Source organism: Mesorhizobium sp. dw_380, from assembly GCF_018588885.1.
Classification (GTDB): Bacteria; Pseudomonadota; Alphaproteobacteria; order Rhizobiales; family Rhizobiaceae; genus Mesorhizobium.
The window spans coordinates 196611-209843 of record NZ_JAFFIW010000004.1 but is presented as its reverse complement, the minus strand read 5'-3'; the positions used below and the strand labels follow the sequence as shown (position 1 = coordinate 209843).

At 60.9% G+C, this 13233-nt stretch carries 16 protein-coding genes and 1 tRNA gene; 8 read left to right on the top strand and 9 right to left on the bottom strand.

Annotated elements, in window-relative coordinates; genetic code table 11:
* Positions 1-150: 150 nt before the first annotated feature.
* From JT360_RS05870 to JT360_RS05860, 3 genes are all read left to right on the top strand, one after another.
* Positions 151-225 (top strand) — tRNA-Glu (locus JT360_RS05870).
* Between the two features lie 347 nt (positions 226-572).
* Positions 573-818 (top strand): hypothetical protein, encoded by a 246-nt coding sequence (locus JT360_RS05865; RefSeq protein ID WP_214470665.1) that lies wholly within the window; start codon positions 573-575, stop codon positions 816-818.
* A complete protein-coding gene (locus JT360_RS05860; RefSeq protein ID WP_214470664.1) occupies positions 815-1009 on the top strand; it encodes a hypothetical protein in 195 nt (64 codons plus the stop codon). Before JT360_RS05865 ends, JT360_RS05860 begins: the two co-directional genes overlap by 4 nt.
* Positions 1010-1289: 280 nt before the next feature.
* Here JT360_RS05860 and JT360_RS05855 read toward each other — a convergent pair whose 3' ends face one another.
* The 8 genes from JT360_RS05855 to JT360_RS05820 all read right to left on the bottom strand — a co-directional run bounded on the left by JT360_RS05855 (position 1290) and on the right by JT360_RS05820 (position 6720).
* Positions 1290-1379: a lasso RiPP family leader peptide-containing protein gene (locus JT360_RS05855; protein WP_214470663.1), complete on the bottom strand. Its 90-nt coding sequence runs from the start codon at positions 1377-1379 to the stop codon at positions 1290-1292.
* 857 nt (positions 1380-2236) lie between these two features.
* Complete coding sequence (locus JT360_RS05850) at positions 2237-2485, bottom strand: hypothetical protein (RefSeq protein WP_214470662.1); 249 nt, start codon at positions 2483-2485, stop codon at positions 2237-2239.
* 105 nt (positions 2486-2590) lie between these two features.
* The gene (locus JT360_RS05845) at positions 2591-2944 is read right to left on the bottom strand and encodes a TadE family protein (RefSeq protein ID WP_250888635.1); all 354 of its coding nucleotides are present in this window, start codon (positions 2942-2944) and stop codon (positions 2591-2593) included.
* Positions 2945-3044: 100 nt separating this feature from the next.
* Positions 3045-3494, bottom strand: coding sequence for a TadE/TadG family type IV pilus assembly protein (locus tag JT360_RS05840; protein WP_250888634.1), 450 nt, complete (start codon positions 3492-3494; stop codon positions 3045-3047).
* Positions 3491-4729, bottom strand: a complete 1239-nt coding sequence (locus JT360_RS05835) for a TadE/TadG family type IV pilus assembly protein (RefSeq protein ID WP_214470660.1) — start codon at positions 4727-4729, stop codon at positions 3491-3493. The genes JT360_RS05840 and JT360_RS05835 overlap by 4 nt, the downstream gene beginning before the upstream one ends.
* 352 nt (positions 4730-5081) lie before the next feature.
* Complete coding sequence (locus JT360_RS05830; protein ID WP_214470659.1) at positions 5082-5345, bottom strand: DUF6074 family protein; 264 nt, start codon at positions 5343-5345, stop codon at positions 5082-5084.
* A 207-nt stretch (positions 5346-5552) separates the two neighbouring features.
* Positions 5553-5849: a DUF982 domain-containing protein gene (locus JT360_RS05825; RefSeq protein WP_214470658.1), complete on the bottom strand. Its 297-nt coding sequence runs from the start codon at positions 5847-5849 to the stop codon at positions 5553-5555.
* A 532-nt stretch (positions 5850-6381) separates the two neighbouring features.
* The gene (locus JT360_RS05820; protein WP_214470657.1) at positions 6382-6720 is read right to left on the bottom strand and encodes a hypothetical protein; all 339 of its coding nucleotides are present in this window, start codon (positions 6718-6720) and stop codon (positions 6382-6384) included.
* Positions 6721-7001: 281 nt separating this feature from the next.
* On the opposite strand from JT360_RS05820, the gene map reads away from it, so the two are divergent.
* Positions 7002-7829: a type I methionyl aminopeptidase gene (gene map / locus JT360_RS05815; protein ID WP_214470656.1), complete on the top strand. Its 828-nt coding sequence runs from the start codon at positions 7002-7004 to the stop codon at positions 7827-7829.
* 56 nt (positions 7830-7885) lie between these two features.
* Positions 7886-8647: a RadC family protein gene (gene radC, locus JT360_RS05810; RefSeq protein ID WP_214470655.1), complete on the top strand. Its 762-nt coding sequence runs from the start codon at positions 7886-7888 to the stop codon at positions 8645-8647.
* A 209-nt stretch (positions 8648-8856) separates the two neighbouring features.
* On the opposite strand, the gene JT360_RS05805 is transcribed toward radC, so the two are convergent.
* Positions 8857-9783, bottom strand: coding sequence for a LysR substrate-binding domain-containing protein (locus JT360_RS05805; protein ID WP_250888644.1), 927 nt, complete (start codon positions 9781-9783; stop codon positions 8857-8859).
* 79 nt (positions 9784-9862) lie between these two features.
* Here JT360_RS05805 and JT360_RS05800 point away from each other — a divergent pair, with 79 nt between their 5' ends.
* The 3 genes from JT360_RS05800 to JT360_RS05790 all read left to right on the top strand — a co-directional run bounded on the left by JT360_RS05800 (position 9863) and on the right by JT360_RS05790 (position 13222).
* Positions 9863-10828 (top strand): alcohol dehydrogenase catalytic domain-containing protein, encoded by a 966-nt coding sequence (locus tag JT360_RS05800; RefSeq protein ID WP_214470653.1) that lies wholly within the window; start codon positions 9863-9865, stop codon positions 10826-10828.
* Positions 10829-11322: 494 nt separating this feature from the next.
* Positions 11323-12111: a hypothetical protein gene (locus tag JT360_RS05795; RefSeq protein ID WP_214470652.1), complete on the top strand. Its 789-nt coding sequence runs from the start codon at positions 11323-11325 to the stop codon at positions 12109-12111.
* A 229-nt stretch (positions 12112-12340) separates the two neighbouring features.
* Positions 12341-13222, top strand: coding sequence for a cytochrome c oxidase subunit II (locus tag JT360_RS05790; RefSeq protein WP_214470651.1), 882 nt, complete (start codon positions 12341-12343; stop codon positions 13220-13222).
* The last annotated feature ends 11 nt before the right edge of the window (positions 13223-13233 follow it).

Here is a 13233-nt window from a genome sequence, read left to right as displayed (position 1 = left end):
GACGAAACGAAGGGCGTCTTCGCCAAATGATCGAGCAGTGCGGCCGTGTTGAAATCCCTAATTCCAATGGCCCGCAAAAAAGTTGTACAAGGCGGCGCCTGACGGGTTGCCGGTTGCGCACAACGCCAGTATAAGCCGCTTCGTCTGAGCGCGCCCATCGTCTAGCGGTTAGGACACCGCCCTTTCACGGCGGTAACAGGGGTTCGATTCCCCTTGGGCGTACCAGAGATTTCGACCATTTGTCGACCTTCCCGTCCTTACTGTCCAATTTTTGGCCAATATCGCCCGGAGTTGGTGATTCCGAGGGAAGGTCCAAATTTCCAAGCAGAAATTTCGCGGGCTCGACTGATTACGCGACGAACATTCCCATTTCTTGGAGTCATAGGCGGCCGCGTTTGACGCCGGCTACCTTGGCGAGGCTAAGCGACTAGCCGTGTCGCTTCTTCCATGAGACCGCGCAGTCTCATTCGATATTGGCTCAGTGGGCGCACGGCAAAGGGATGTGACATGCGCAATCGAGTCGTCGCAACCGGCGCTGCTGCTGTCCGGCCAATTGGCCGGGAGATTATTCGATGCAGGAATTCTGCATCAACAACCAGATCGAATCCTACAACCACCTTGTCCAGACCCACAATGGGAGCCAGAATGGCGACGAGAAGGCCATGCTGGTAAAGTGCCTTGGCGACTGGAAAACTGCTGCCGGCTCTGACTGGAGCATGGTGGAATTCTGCTACAAAGATCAGCACGAGGCGTATGAGCGTGAGTTGTCGCCTTTGGCGACGCAGGGGATGACGCCGCTGGGAAAGACCTCCGCATGATCGCCACCATGTTCCGCTGGGGGATTATCCTGGGCGTCCTCGGCTTCGTCGCCGGGTTCGTCGGGCCAATCATCTTCACGCCCGAGGCGAACCAGGGCCCGCTGCTCGGTATCTTCATAACCGGTCCGCTCGGCTTCATTCTAGGTCTGATCGTGGGGCTGGTGCTCTCGTTTCTGCCGAGCCGGTACTGAAATCGTAAGGCGCCTACAGTTTGACGTTAGGGGCATGCCATTTACCTTGAAGGACATCCTGGACGCGCTGCTCATTTTCCCTGTCGTTGCCGTAGGTTATCGCTTCCGTCAAATCAGCGATGACGTTCTGCGGTAATTCTGGAAGGCGGGGACCGACTGTCGAGCGCCGTTGCTGGAACTCGCCCAGCCATCTTTAGATTCTCGATTTCCCACCATCAAAATAAGAAAGCCCGCCGGTCGGAGCCAGCGGGCTTCCGGTTGTGGTCGAGATCGGTTCAGGTCACAGACCGGACACGACGACGATTTGCGCCGTAACAGAGGCAAGACTCCCCCGCTTGGTCAGGACGGGTTTTTCATAGGTCCTTTTCATTTAGGATGCTCCTCACTTTTCCCCTCGGCACCAAAGGTGCCTTGCGGCGATCAGAGTTGTCAAGCTTACGCTAATATGCCCGCCACCTTTTCGGCGTCGGGCCCAGTCCAACAGACAAGGGAGGCACTGAGAGAGGGAACAGTGCAACGCCGCAAACAATTGGGCGCGACAAAGCTCCACGGACACCTGTCGGACCGGCCCTTGGTATGAATGCGTACATTGTGTTGAAGGCGCGCGGTTTGGGGCGCATGTTTCAGCGCCCGGCCCATCCCACCTTTGTCCGGTGCATGGCCCGGCCTGCGAAATCCTGTGTCACATTTGGTACGCAGACCGGGCTATCTAAGCAGCCCCGTTGCTTGGGTCTGCACCGGTGCTCGCTGCCTGGCATGTCCACATATGAGGCTGCGCTAATATCGTGAATGAGTGGCAAACCGCACGATCGGCCTCCCAGAACACGCGCCAGAGAATCCGATCAGTGAGGCAGTGATGGGCCAAGCCAGTGCACCACGCTCGAAAGCGTTAGGTGCAACCCATTCAAAGACCTTCAGGTTGCAGTGAGCTTAACGGATCATTGACCGCGCTGTCCTATTCTGAGACAGCGCGGTCAATCCCAACCGGACTGCGCAGGCGGCTCCGACGCTCCAGCTCGCCGCTCAGGTCGGAGCCGCCACGCCACTATTCCGGGAATATACCAGCAATGGTTGAACCAACCGTTACCGGAAACAGTGGGATTCACATCGAATCCTGTTTGGTCTGGAATCGGCCAGTGGACACGATCTCTAAAGGATTGTTCGAGTCACTGTAGTGATCGTATGTGCGCTAAGCGATGCTCTTGCTACTGCCGCGCTCGATCACCTCTAGTCCGCAGGCGGCGACTCTTCGCTCGGTGCCGACAACACGGTGATATCCATCCTAGCGATTTTCGATGCGGCACTGCCCTGGGCGTTGGGATCTGCGTCGCCCGTTTCGGCAATCATGGCCTTGGCGCGATGTCCTACGCTGTCTGCGCTTTTGCCCGGCTCAAATCCTTCGCCGGTTTGTGGCTTTGCAGGTTTCAGTTGAGTTTCCGGTACCTGCCGATGTTGATTTCCAATCGCCGAGACCATTGATACCTCCGCTTGTGAGGCCCTGTCGTACCTGGGTAGGCTGTAGCGAGACTGACCACGTCAAAAGCCAGCCACTTTCGAGATCAAGCGACCACGACCAAGTGCTTAACTGCCGACCAGCGGCACGGTAACGGTCGTCGCGTAATTGACCGGGAAGTTGCTGAAGTATGGGAAATCGATGACGAAGGCATAGGTGGCGGTCAGGTGCGCCATGCGAAAGCCGCCGCTAGCCGGGTCGGTGGTGATCGTGACGTTCACATCCTTCAGACCCAGGGCCTGTAGTTTCTGCGTCGCGATCGATTGGATGTCGGCCTGGGTCAAGGTGTTCTGAAGTTGCAGCGAGCGTGACGACGTCTCAAGCGCATAGCGAACGCTGGAGACGGCGTTCATCGACCAGCCGAAGGCGAAGATGCCGAACAACAACATGATGAGGAAAGGCGCGATGAGCGCGAATTCCAACCCGGCCCCACCTGACCGATCCCGCCTGAATACGCTTGCTCCACAGCTTTGTTTCGACGCAATTCCAGACGGAAGAACGCCACGCATTCCGGGAAATGCCCTAGCGGACACGGATCACCTCCACGTGGCCGATAGTGCTGGACGCGGAAAAGACGCCGAAGCTGACAGGCGGCACCCAGGTCGCGGATGCCTGGATCTGAACATAGATCGACGGCACCTTCGGCCCGCTGCACAAGGTCGAAGCGACGACCACGGTCGTCCCGCACATGTAAATCCGGCTTAGTGCGACCTGGCCGTCCGCCGGCCGATTCTCCCAGCTCGCAATGGCAGCCGCTTGGGTCACCGTATCCTCGGCCGATCCTTCCATGATGAGATTCGCGGCGGTCTTCACGCCGGCACGCATCGACAGCGAGCTGGTCACATAGGACCAGCCGTCCAGAATGCCAAGCAGCACCACGCAAAGGATGGGGAGGACCAATGCGAACTCCACCGCGGCGATGCCCCTGTCATCGCGAATGGCTTGAATCAATCGACGAGCCATGGGGTTCATTCGACGATCGCGACCGACTGCGCCGCGGGAATGTCCTTCATCCCGAGACTCGAGCAGTCCTGGTTGATCGTGGCATTGCCCGACCACTGGATGGTGTCGGCCACGACCTGCGTGCAACCGCTCTCGCCTGAGAAGTTGCCCAGATAGTTGACCTGCTGCTTGGGGAAATATATGGCGCCGGTCAGCAACGACGTTGCAGTACCGTTGAACGTGCTCTGTGCCGCAGTGCCTGTCCTATCGCCGTAGAACAGCATGCCGGAATAGGTACCCGAGGTCGGCGCGCTGAGCGTCACAGTGGCGTTGCCGTTCATGCTGACGGTGTTGCTGCCCGCCATGTAGATGGTGACTCCGCTACCCGATATGACCGCACCCGCATTGATCTTCAAATTGCCCTGGAGCACGTAAACGCCGGGCGAAAGCGTGACATTGCCGTTGAGGTTCATGCCGCCGCAATAGGTTCCAGGCTGGATTGTTTGAGCCGTTTTGTTGCCGTTGACATTCTGGCACGGGTTGCCAGCCACGGGCGCCGGCAGGTCGGCAAATGGATCGGCGGCGGGCAACGCCTGGGTGATCGGCGCGGCGCAGACGGTGGTGACAGGGTTGCTGAGAGAGACGCCGCCCGCCGATATCAGGCAATCGACCTGGAGGGCTGCCGAGCCCTGAAGCGTGATCGCATCGGCAGCGATCGAATTGGCCATTACCACGCAGCCCGAGACCTTCACGCTGGTGTTGCCGGAAAACCGAACAGCCTGCGGGGCGGTCGGATCGAGCGCGCGCATGCAGGCCTTCGAGGCATCGGTGATGAGCGCCACGGCCCTCGCCTGTTCGGGAACCTGGCCTTGCGTGAAAATCGATGTGAATATGCGGTCGAGATTCTGGCGGACGATGACCTCGACCGCCTTCTTGGCCGTGTTCGGCCCGGACGCGGGAGGCGTGTTGACGACGATCGTGCCTGAGCCAAGCCCGTTCGTCGACGCCGACTGGGTCGCCGACGCGATGACTGTCGGCTTGTCGGAACCCGAGATTTGCTCAAGTGCGCCGGCATAGGCCGCGGCATCCGCCGTGGCCTGCAACTTCAGGCTGTTATAGTACCAGTAGGAGGTTTCGACGCCGAAACCCGCCGCACCGACGACGATCGGCAGGGTAAGCGCGAAGATGGTGGCAACGTTTGCACTTCTACCCCGGCATATGCCGGTCGCCATGAGCCAAATTCGGGTGAAGCAGTTGCAGGCCATAGCGTAAATTAGAAAGCACGCATCTATGAACGAACGGCTAAAAAGTTCGAATCATTTGTGATCAGGGGCGCTCATTGGTCTCAAAAAGCCAGCCCTTGGCTGATCCGTGTGCGTAGATACCCCGACGAACAACAAGCTCGCGCCCGCGCGGGTGCCGGGGATGGTCCGCCATTCCTTGACGACACAATTGCGCTGCCGGCGACGCGTGACCCACGATGCAGGCAGCGTAGGCAAGCGCGAGGCATCCCTGCGATGGAACCGCCGGCGAGCGGTCCATGCCCGCCCTTTACCAGTTCACCCTGAAGCCGACATTGCCGCCATAGGTCTGCACGCGGTCGGCGCGGGATTTGCTTCAGGCGGAAAGAATTGGGGTCGCTTGGACGACCACGTCTGCTACAAGTTCTCTTTGTACAGCAAGGAAAAACCTGCGTACTTCCTCATTGGCTGCCGCTCTGTCCCTGCCCGACCTGACAATGAGGTCAAGCAGCTCCGCTGCTTTGGCCTTCCAGAACGAGGTAGCAGTCTCGCCGTGCAGATTGTCGAGCTTGGCGGCAACTTCTCTGACCAAGAATACCTGACGGTCGATCGGGAATGCACGGACTTTTTCTGGGGACATCTTCCGAACCATGAGACTGACGCAACGAATCAACCATTGCTGAACAAGCAATGGCGTAGCCGCCAAAGTGGAAACGGAAGCTTAACGCCGCTGTCGATGCATCGCCGTGGGAAGAGATGCACGTAATGGTCGCTCCACATCCTCACATGCGTTCAAGCAGAGTTGGATGAGAAGCGGAGCTGGTCGATCGGGATAGCGAAGCGGCCCTCAAGCCTGCAGCGGCCTCGCCTCGCCGCCACGTTTGCGCGGCGCCATCATGTCGCTGGCCATTAGTCCGGTGACACGACAGAACGCCATGAACGCCCGGCAGGCATCCTCGGTCTTGACCACGTCCACCGTGGCGCCAAAGCAGGCATTGAAGGCTTTCTGATACACCGGTCCTTGCCGGAGTGCCGGCCAGTCCTGTAGAAAATCCAGCGCCTGCTCGACGCTGTAAATCTCCTCGACGGGCAAGCCGGAGCCTGGTGCGATGCGCACCGGCACCTCGAATTGCAATCTGTCCATCCGACATCTCCCGAACCGGCGTCGCCCAGGCAACGCCGTTCGTCGTCAAAAAGGTGCTTTGACGGGTTTTCTGCCACGGAAATGTGTCGTCACTGCGGAAGCGGCCGTCTTGCCGCAACCGACCGGGGAAAGCCTGCCGGCACCAGACCCGGCAGAACTTGTCCGACGCCCGGCAGCGCGATCATTGGTTGGCCGGATCGGTCTCCGCGTCGAAGGCCATGCGCACCACGGCCAGCAGGACATAGGCCGACGGCAAGGCGAACAGGGCGCCGAGGACGAGCGCTCCGGCCCCCGACAGATAGAGTGTCTCGGCAATCGCCCATTAAACCGTCCCGATACAGATGAGAGCCTGGACGGAAAGAAACGAGGCGGCCGAAGCCGCACGCGACAGGCTTTTGAATGTCTTGATACGTTGTTGCATTGAAATGACCCGAAAGATGACACGCCGCGCCACCAATGCGCGGCTGACGGCCGCCGCACGGGTCGCGACGCGAATGGCAGGGAATGAAGGTGACGTGGTCGGTCCTGGACCTCAGGCCCGCGCGGATGGCGGTGCACGCGGCTGGTTGGCGCTCGCGCAGCGAGCGGAGCCCGCCCCGTGGCCGGCAACAAGCACGGCCGGCGACGTCGGATCGAGGCGAAGGAAAACAGCCTGTGGAGCCGGCAAGGCCGGATGGCCGCCGGCGAATTTGGCCAGCACCGGCTTGGCGGTGCGAACCTCCACTGCCTGTGCTTTGTTGGTGACGCGCAGCAGCGCCGCGACCTCGCCCGATCGTTCGACGCCGATGCCGGCACCGCGGTGCCCAGGGTCTGCGACGGTCGGCACATCAGGCCGGCCGAGGCACAGCATCGCCAGCAGCACCAAGCCCATCAGACATGAGCATGCTGCCGTCAGCTGCGCTTCAAGCGACCTGGCGCTTTTGGCAGTCGGAAACGGAGGCGATCTCCAAAACATCACCCGGCCCTAGCGCATGATGCACAGAAAGGAAAGCAAGCCGTGCAAACCGACAAGCAACCGGCCCGACGAGACGAATATCCGAGGGGCTTGACCCGCATCCGGCAGTTCTTCCTTGAACCTTTTGCCCCCAAGTGCCAAATCTGTTGGGATATTCGTGCCTGCGCTCCTGCAGCCCCACCTTCTATACGGACAAAATGGTCACCTATCTCGACGCCGCGACGGCCCCCCTCAGAAACACCGGCCAGATCCGCCTCTACGGCGAGGAAGGGTTTGCCGGCATGCGCAAGGCATGCGACCTCACCGCGCGCTGCCTGGACGAACTTGTGCCGATGGTCAGTCCCGGCGTCACCACGGACACCATCGATCGTTTCGTCTTCGAATTCGGCATGGATCATGGCGCCCTGCCCGCGACGCTCAACTATCGCGGCTACACCAAATCGTCCTGCACCTCGATCAACCATGTCGTCTGCCACGGCATTCCTGACAACAAGCCGCTGAAGGATGGCGACATCGTCAACATCGACGTCACCTACATTCTCGACGGCTGGCATGGCGATTCCTCGCGCATGTATCCGGTCGGCACCATCAAGCGCGCGGCGGAACGCCTGCTCGAGGTCACCCATGAATGCCTGATGCGCGGCATCGCCGCGGTCAGGCCCGGTGCCCGCACCGGCGCCATCGGTGCCGCCATCCAGACCTATGCCGAGGCGGAGCGCTGCTCGGTGGTGCGTGATTTCTGCGGCCATGGTGTCGGCCAGCTGTTTCACGACGCCCCGAACATCCTGCACTATGGCAACGCCAATGAAGGCGTGGAAATGCGGCCTGGGATGATCTTCACCATCGAGCCGATGATCAACCTCGGCCGGCCGCATGTGAAGGTCCTGTCGGATGGCTGGACAGCGGTGACGCGCGATCGCTCACTGTCGGCGCAGTACGAGCATACGATCGGCGTGACCGACGCTGGCTGCGAGATTTTCACGCTCTCGCCCGGAAAACTCGACCGCCCTGGCCTGCCGGCCTGATATTTTGACATGCCGGGCGACGGCCTTGCCCGATTGAATACCGGATGCGGGGGCGGATGGGGAAAGCCAACGAAGACGACGAGCGGAGTTTCTTCTCCGAAGTCCCGGTCCGGCCGGCCGCGCAGGCGAGGCCGGCTCCAGCTGAAAAACCGCATTATCTCGGCCATCGCGACCGCTTGCGAGAACGCTTTGGCTCGGCGGGTCCGGATGCCCTGCCCGACTACGAACTTCTGGAGCTCTTGCTCTTCCGGCTGATCCCGCGCGCCGACACCAAGCCGGCGGCCAAGGCATTGCTGGCGCGCTTCGGCACGTTGGCCGAAGTGCTCGGCGCGCCCATCGCCCTGCTGCAGGAGGTCAAGGGCATCGGCCCGGCGGTGGCGCTCGACCTGAAAATCGTCGCGGCGACAGCGCAGCGCATGGCGCACGGCGAGGTGCACGAGCGCGAGGTCCTGTCGTCCTGGACGCAGCTTCTTGCCTATTGCCGCTCGGCCATGGCCTTCGAGGCGCGCGAGCAGTTCCGCATCCTGTTCCTCGACAAGAAGAACGCGCTGATTGCCGACGAAGTCCAGCAGACCGGCACTGTCGACCACACGCCCGTCTATCCCAGAGAAGTGGTTAAACGCGCGCTCGAACTGTCAGCCACCGCGATCATCCTGGTCCACAACCATCCCTCAGGCGACCCGACGCCGTCGCGCGCCGACATCGAGATGACGAAAGAGATCATCGACGCAGCCAAGCGGCTGGGCATCGCCGTGCACGACCACATCATCATCGGGCGCAAAGGCCATTCCAGCATGAAGGGCCTGCTGCTGATCTAACGGCGCGAAAAAGGTTCACCCGGTCACGGCGGATTGGCGGCGACCTGGCCGACCGCCCAGGTGCCGATTTCTCGCAATTATTCGACTGCCGGTGCGCTGGTTCCGTTGAACGGAAAGGCATAGCAAGCCATGCTATGGGGCGGACTGGAACTCTCGACGCCAGATTACTGGCACACGATCACGGCAGCTTGGATCATTCAAAATTCAATTCACTTCGACGGCAACTTCGGGTTCGTCGCCAACCCGTTGGCCTTGAGGAATTGGCGAACCGATGGCATCGCGTTGTGCTGTCGCCAAGCCAGCCAGTAGTCGACCGTGTGCCTCCACCACGGTAGTGACCGCAGGACCACGCCCGGACTTTCAACCCGCGAAACGCTGGCCTGTGCGAGCCCGCGCCCCGCGCCTGCCTCCACAAGTCCGAGCAGCGCTGAGAGTTGCGCGACCTCATAGCGAATGTCTGGCCGGAACCCGGCCGTTGCGCATTGCTGCAGGAAGCGGTCGCGCCAATACGCATCGCCCTCTCTGGGAAGCGCAATCCAGGGACTAGCCTCGAGATCCTTCGGCGCAATCGTTCGTCTTGAAGCCAGGACGTCCTCGGTGGACACAACAAGCCGCATGCCATCCGAAAGAAGCTTGAAGCTGACGATGTCCTCAGGCCACTCGCGGGGTGCGTAAATGATCGCGATGTCGAGCTGGTTGTTCGCAAGTGCCTTAAGCTGCGTTTCCGTGCTGGCAGCGACGAGATCGACGACAAGTCCGGGACAATGGGTCCGAAGATTTCGTAGATGGGCACTGAGTACCCCACCCTGCATGGCACCATCGACGTAACCCACGCGGATACGCCCGCCTTCACCGGCTGAAATCGCACGTGCGTAGCGCATTAGGCCATCCGCCTTGGCGACAACAGCCCTTGCCTCCTCTGCTATTGTCGAGCCAGCCGGCGTCAGGGCGATCCGCTGCCGTTCACGCACGAACAGTTCGACCCCGAGCTCCGCTTCCAGTTCGCGTATCGCGCGGCTCAAGGGAGGCTGAGAAATGTGCAGGTGTTGCGCCGCGCGAGTGACGTGCCCGAACTCAGCGACGGCTAGGAAGTAGCGCAGATGGCGAAGCTCCATCTCATACTCACTGAGTATCATCTGATCCAAAAACGGTCTTTGACTGTATCAATTCCAGGCGCGACCTTCCACCCGCAAATGATCGCGGATGAGGTGTTCGATGAAGGCAGTGGCGTTTGACAGGCCCGGACCGGCCGAGGATGTGCTCAACTACCGGGAGGTCCCTTTTCCCACATACGGTCCAAAACAGGTCCTGGTGCGCGTCACGGCCCGCGTTGTTCAGCCGGCCGACTGGTTGTTCATCGCCGACAAATATTCGACAAAGCCGTCTTATCCGCAGGTTGCTGGATTCGATGCGGCCGGAATTGTCGAAGCAGTCGGTGCCGACGTGCGCGAATTGGAGGCAGGGCGGCGCGTTGCATTCCGAAGCCCGGGGGCCTGGGCCGAGTATGCGGCCGTGCCGGCTGAGCGAATCTATCCGGTGTCGACTGAGTTTGCCGAACGGCTTTCCGACGAGGTCGTTTGCCAGTTCCCGCTCAATCCGTTGACCGCGTGGGGTCTGCTGGATCAGGCCATGCTCAAGCCTGGGCAACGGGTTCTGCTCACCGCAGCGCGGTCGGTCGTTGCCGCCGTGGTCGACCAGTTGGCCAGCGAACGAAAGGCGATCGTCGAACGACTCTATCGGGACAACGGGGGCTATAGACTGTGCGACTCGGGAAATCGGACAATCGGCATCGGCGGCAGCGTCGCCGATGCGCTTGCGGACGCTAAACCCTACGACCTGATCCTCGATCCAGTTGGCGGTCCCGACACGCTAGCCCTTATCGCGCGCGCAGCCCCAGGGGCGGCCCTGTTTTCCTACGGCGTTCTCGACGATCGGCCGATGGAAATCAAGGCATCGAGCCTGCTTTACAAGGCACTCCACTGGCGGGGATTTGCCTTAAGCATCTGGCAAAATAAGGCAAGTACGGAAACGCTGGCGGCTGCCGCGAAGGACTGTTGGTCCATCCTTTCACGGTACCCCGAAAAGCTGCCCGTCGTTGCCCGATACGGCCTCGAAGACTTCGCCACAGCGTTGCCGCGCGCGCGCGCGAGCGCCGGCGAAGGCAAGGTCGTGCTCATTTGATGTTACGATTGAACTGAAGAGCCGGCACGATGCACAATCCAGTCAACGAAGAGATCATCGACGCAGCCAAGCGGCCGGGCATCGCCGTGCGTGACCACATCATATCGGGCGGAAAGATCATTCCAGCATGAAGGGTCTGCTGCTAATCCGGGGGGTGACAATTTGCGGATGAAGCCGTCTTAGCTGAGACCAACGCCAGGGCTTATGCTCTCGTCACCGGCTTATCGACGCCTTTCCGATGAACCCAGTCGACCACCGTTGCAGGCTCCGCTGGTCTGCACCAGACTATGGTCTGGTCGGCATGGGACTTCAGTGCCATCGCCCTCTCGCAGCGTTGATCTCCATGTAATATCAAGGGTTTAACTGGCCTGCGGCAGGCGGGCTCGCGCATTGCGACCGCATTTGTCTAAAGTTTACTCTGTATGATTAGGGATTTCTCATATGAGGCTGTCTTAGCGGTCGGGCAGAGGGTAGCGATTCCCCGAGGAGACACCATGACAAACCGAAAAACTATGCTCGCGGCGCTTGCCGCATTGGCGCTTTTGGCGTCGCCGGCGCTCGCCGGAGCCGGAGGCAACGGACACGGTGGCGGCAACGGGCACGGCGGTGGTAACGGGCACGGCGACGGCGGCGGCAACGCCGGTGGCGGCGGCAATGCTGGCGGCAATGGCAAAAGCGGCGCTTCGCATGGCAAGTCCGCGTCGGCTCCAGGACAGGTAGCCAAGGCGGAAACGGACACAACGACCGACACCACGGTCGACACGACCACTGAGGTCTCGTCCGTGCACAAGGACAAGAACATCCATGCCAAGCTCGGCCGGCTGAACTCGCTGCAGCGCAACATCAACGCCTATATGAATTCCAAGAGCAAGAAGTTCGCTGCCATTCAGGCGTTTGTGACGCAGTCGGCGAAAGCCAAGAACGCCCAGGCTGCGGCTGACGCGGCTGCAGCGACAGCCGCCGCCGCCCAAGCCCAATTGGATGCCCTGAATGGGCAGCTGACCGCGCTGCAGGCTGATCCAACGGCAACGACTGAACAAATCCAGGCTGTGACGGATCAGATCGCTGCTCAGCAGGACGTGGTCGACGCCGACAACGCGGCCGCCGCCGACGCCGAGGCTGCGGCTACCGCGGCCACAGTGGGCACCGACCAGGCGTCGCTCGACGCGGCGCTGACAGATATGGCCAACAAGCCCGTCGACGCGGATGTCACGGCTTGGGCCCAAGGCGTCCTTGCCGGCAAGATTGACCAGATGGCCGCGATTCAAGCCGGAACGCCGTAGCGAATAGCGACCGAAACAGCAGTTGCAGCCAGTCAAGATGCCGCCGGGTCCCACCGGCGGCATTGCGCCGTCGAGCTATTGAGAGACAACCGCCTGTGGTGGTCCAAAAGGCGGCATTTTTCCCGTCAAGATAGTCGGCTCTAGAATTACGACCCCAAATCAAGCTATGATGGGCTTGGTATTTCTCGGGACGGCTTCGCGCCCCTCGGAATGCCGGGAGGAACGGGACATGGCCGTAGCGCTTGTACTCGTTTTGATCGTCGTGGGCTCGGTGTTGTTTCACCTCCTGAGCCCATGGTGGTGGACGCCCATTGCCTCGAACTGGGGCTATATCGACAACACCATCATCATCACCTTCTGGATCACCGGCGTCGTCTTCTCAGCCGTGGTTCTATTCATGGCCTATTGCGTCTTTCGCTTCCGTCATCGGGAAGGGAGCCGGGCTGCCTACGAACCGGAGAACAAACGGCTCGAATCGTCGCTCACGATCATCACCGCGGTTGGTGTCACGGCGTTGCTGGTCCCCGGCCTGTTCGTCTGGAGCCGGTTTGTCAACGTCCCAAGCGACGCGACCGACGTCGAAGTCGTCGGCCAGCAATGGCAGTGGAGTTTCCGCCTGCCCGGCAAGGACGGCAAGCTCGGCATATCCGACACCCGCGACGTCAGCGCCGAGAATCCGCTGGGCGTGATCGCCAGCGATCCAAATGGCCAGGACGATGTCGTGGTCGAAGCGGCTGATCTGCATCTGCCAGTCGGCAAACCGGTAAAGATGCGGCTCCGCTCGATCGATGTGCTGCATGATTTCTACGTGCCGGAATTCCGCGCCAAGATGGACATGATCCCGGGCTCGGTCACCTATTTCTGGTTCACCCCGACCAGGACCGGAACCTTTCAGGTCTTGTGCGCCGAACTTTGCGGCCAAGGCCATCCTTTGATGCATGGCGTGGTCATGGTCGACACGCAGCAAGACTACCTGGCCTGGCTTGGCCAGCAGCAGACTTTCGCACAGCTGTCGGCACCCCAGCAGACAGGCTCGGCAGACCAGGCGCCGGGCACGATGGCGTCAGGTTTGAAAACTGCAGCAAGGCTCGAAACGGTCGGGTCTCGCTGAAAAGGACACGG

Excerpts from the sequence above, each read along its gene's own strand:
- JT360_RS05865 (WP_214470665.1), top strand. The coding sequence starts at position 573 with ATGCAGGAATTCTGCATCAACAACCAGATCGAATCCTACAACCACCTT.
- JT360_RS05860 (WP_214470664.1), top strand. The coding sequence starts at position 815 with ATGATCGCCACCATGTTCCGCTGGGGGATTATCCTGGGCGTCCTCGGC.
- JT360_RS05855 (WP_214470663.1), bottom strand. The coding sequence starts at position 1,379 with ATGAAAAGGACCTATGAAAAACCCGTCCTGACCAAGCGGGGGAGTCTT.
- JT360_RS05850 (WP_214470662.1), bottom strand. The coding sequence starts at position 2,485 with ATGGTCTCGGCGATTGGAAATCAACATCGGCAGGTACCGGAAACTCAA.
- JT360_RS05840 (WP_250888634.1), bottom strand. The coding sequence starts at position 3,494 with ATGAACCCCATGGCTCGTCGATTGATTCAAGCCATTCGCGATGACAGG.
- JT360_RS05835 (WP_214470660.1), bottom strand. The coding sequence starts at position 4,729 with ATGGCCTGCAACTGCTTCACCCGAATTTGGCTCATGGCGACCGGCATA.
- JT360_RS05830 (WP_214470659.1), bottom strand. The coding sequence starts at position 5,345 with ATGTCCCCAGAAAAAGTCCGTGCATTCCCGATCGACCGTCAGGTATTC.
- JT360_RS05825 (WP_214470658.1), bottom strand. The coding sequence starts at position 5,849 with ATGGACAGATTGCAATTCGAGGTGCCGGTGCGCATCGCACCAGGCTCC.
- JT360_RS05820 (WP_214470657.1), bottom strand. The coding sequence starts at position 6,720 with ATGGGCTTGGTGCTGCTGGCGATGCTGTGCCTCGGCCGGCCTGATGTG.
- map (WP_214470656.1), top strand. The coding sequence starts at position 7,002 with ATGGTCACCTATCTCGACGCCGCGACGGCCCCCCTCAGAAACACCGGC.
- radC (WP_214470655.1), top strand. The coding sequence starts at position 7,886 with ATGGGGAAAGCCAACGAAGACGACGAGCGGAGTTTCTTCTCCGAAGTC.
- JT360_RS05805 (WP_250888644.1), bottom strand. The coding sequence starts at position 9,783 with ATGATACTCAGTGAGTATGAGATGGAGCTTCGCCATCTGCGCTACTTC.
- JT360_RS05800 (WP_214470653.1), top strand. The coding sequence starts at position 9,863 with ATGAAGGCAGTGGCGTTTGACAGGCCCGGACCGGCCGAGGATGTGCTC.
- JT360_RS05795 (WP_214470652.1), top strand. The coding sequence starts at position 11,323 with ATGACAAACCGAAAAACTATGCTCGCGGCGCTTGCCGCATTGGCGCTT.
- JT360_RS05790 (WP_214470651.1), top strand. The coding sequence starts at position 12,341 with ATGGCCGTAGCGCTTGTACTCGTTTTGATCGTCGTGGGCTCGGTGTTG.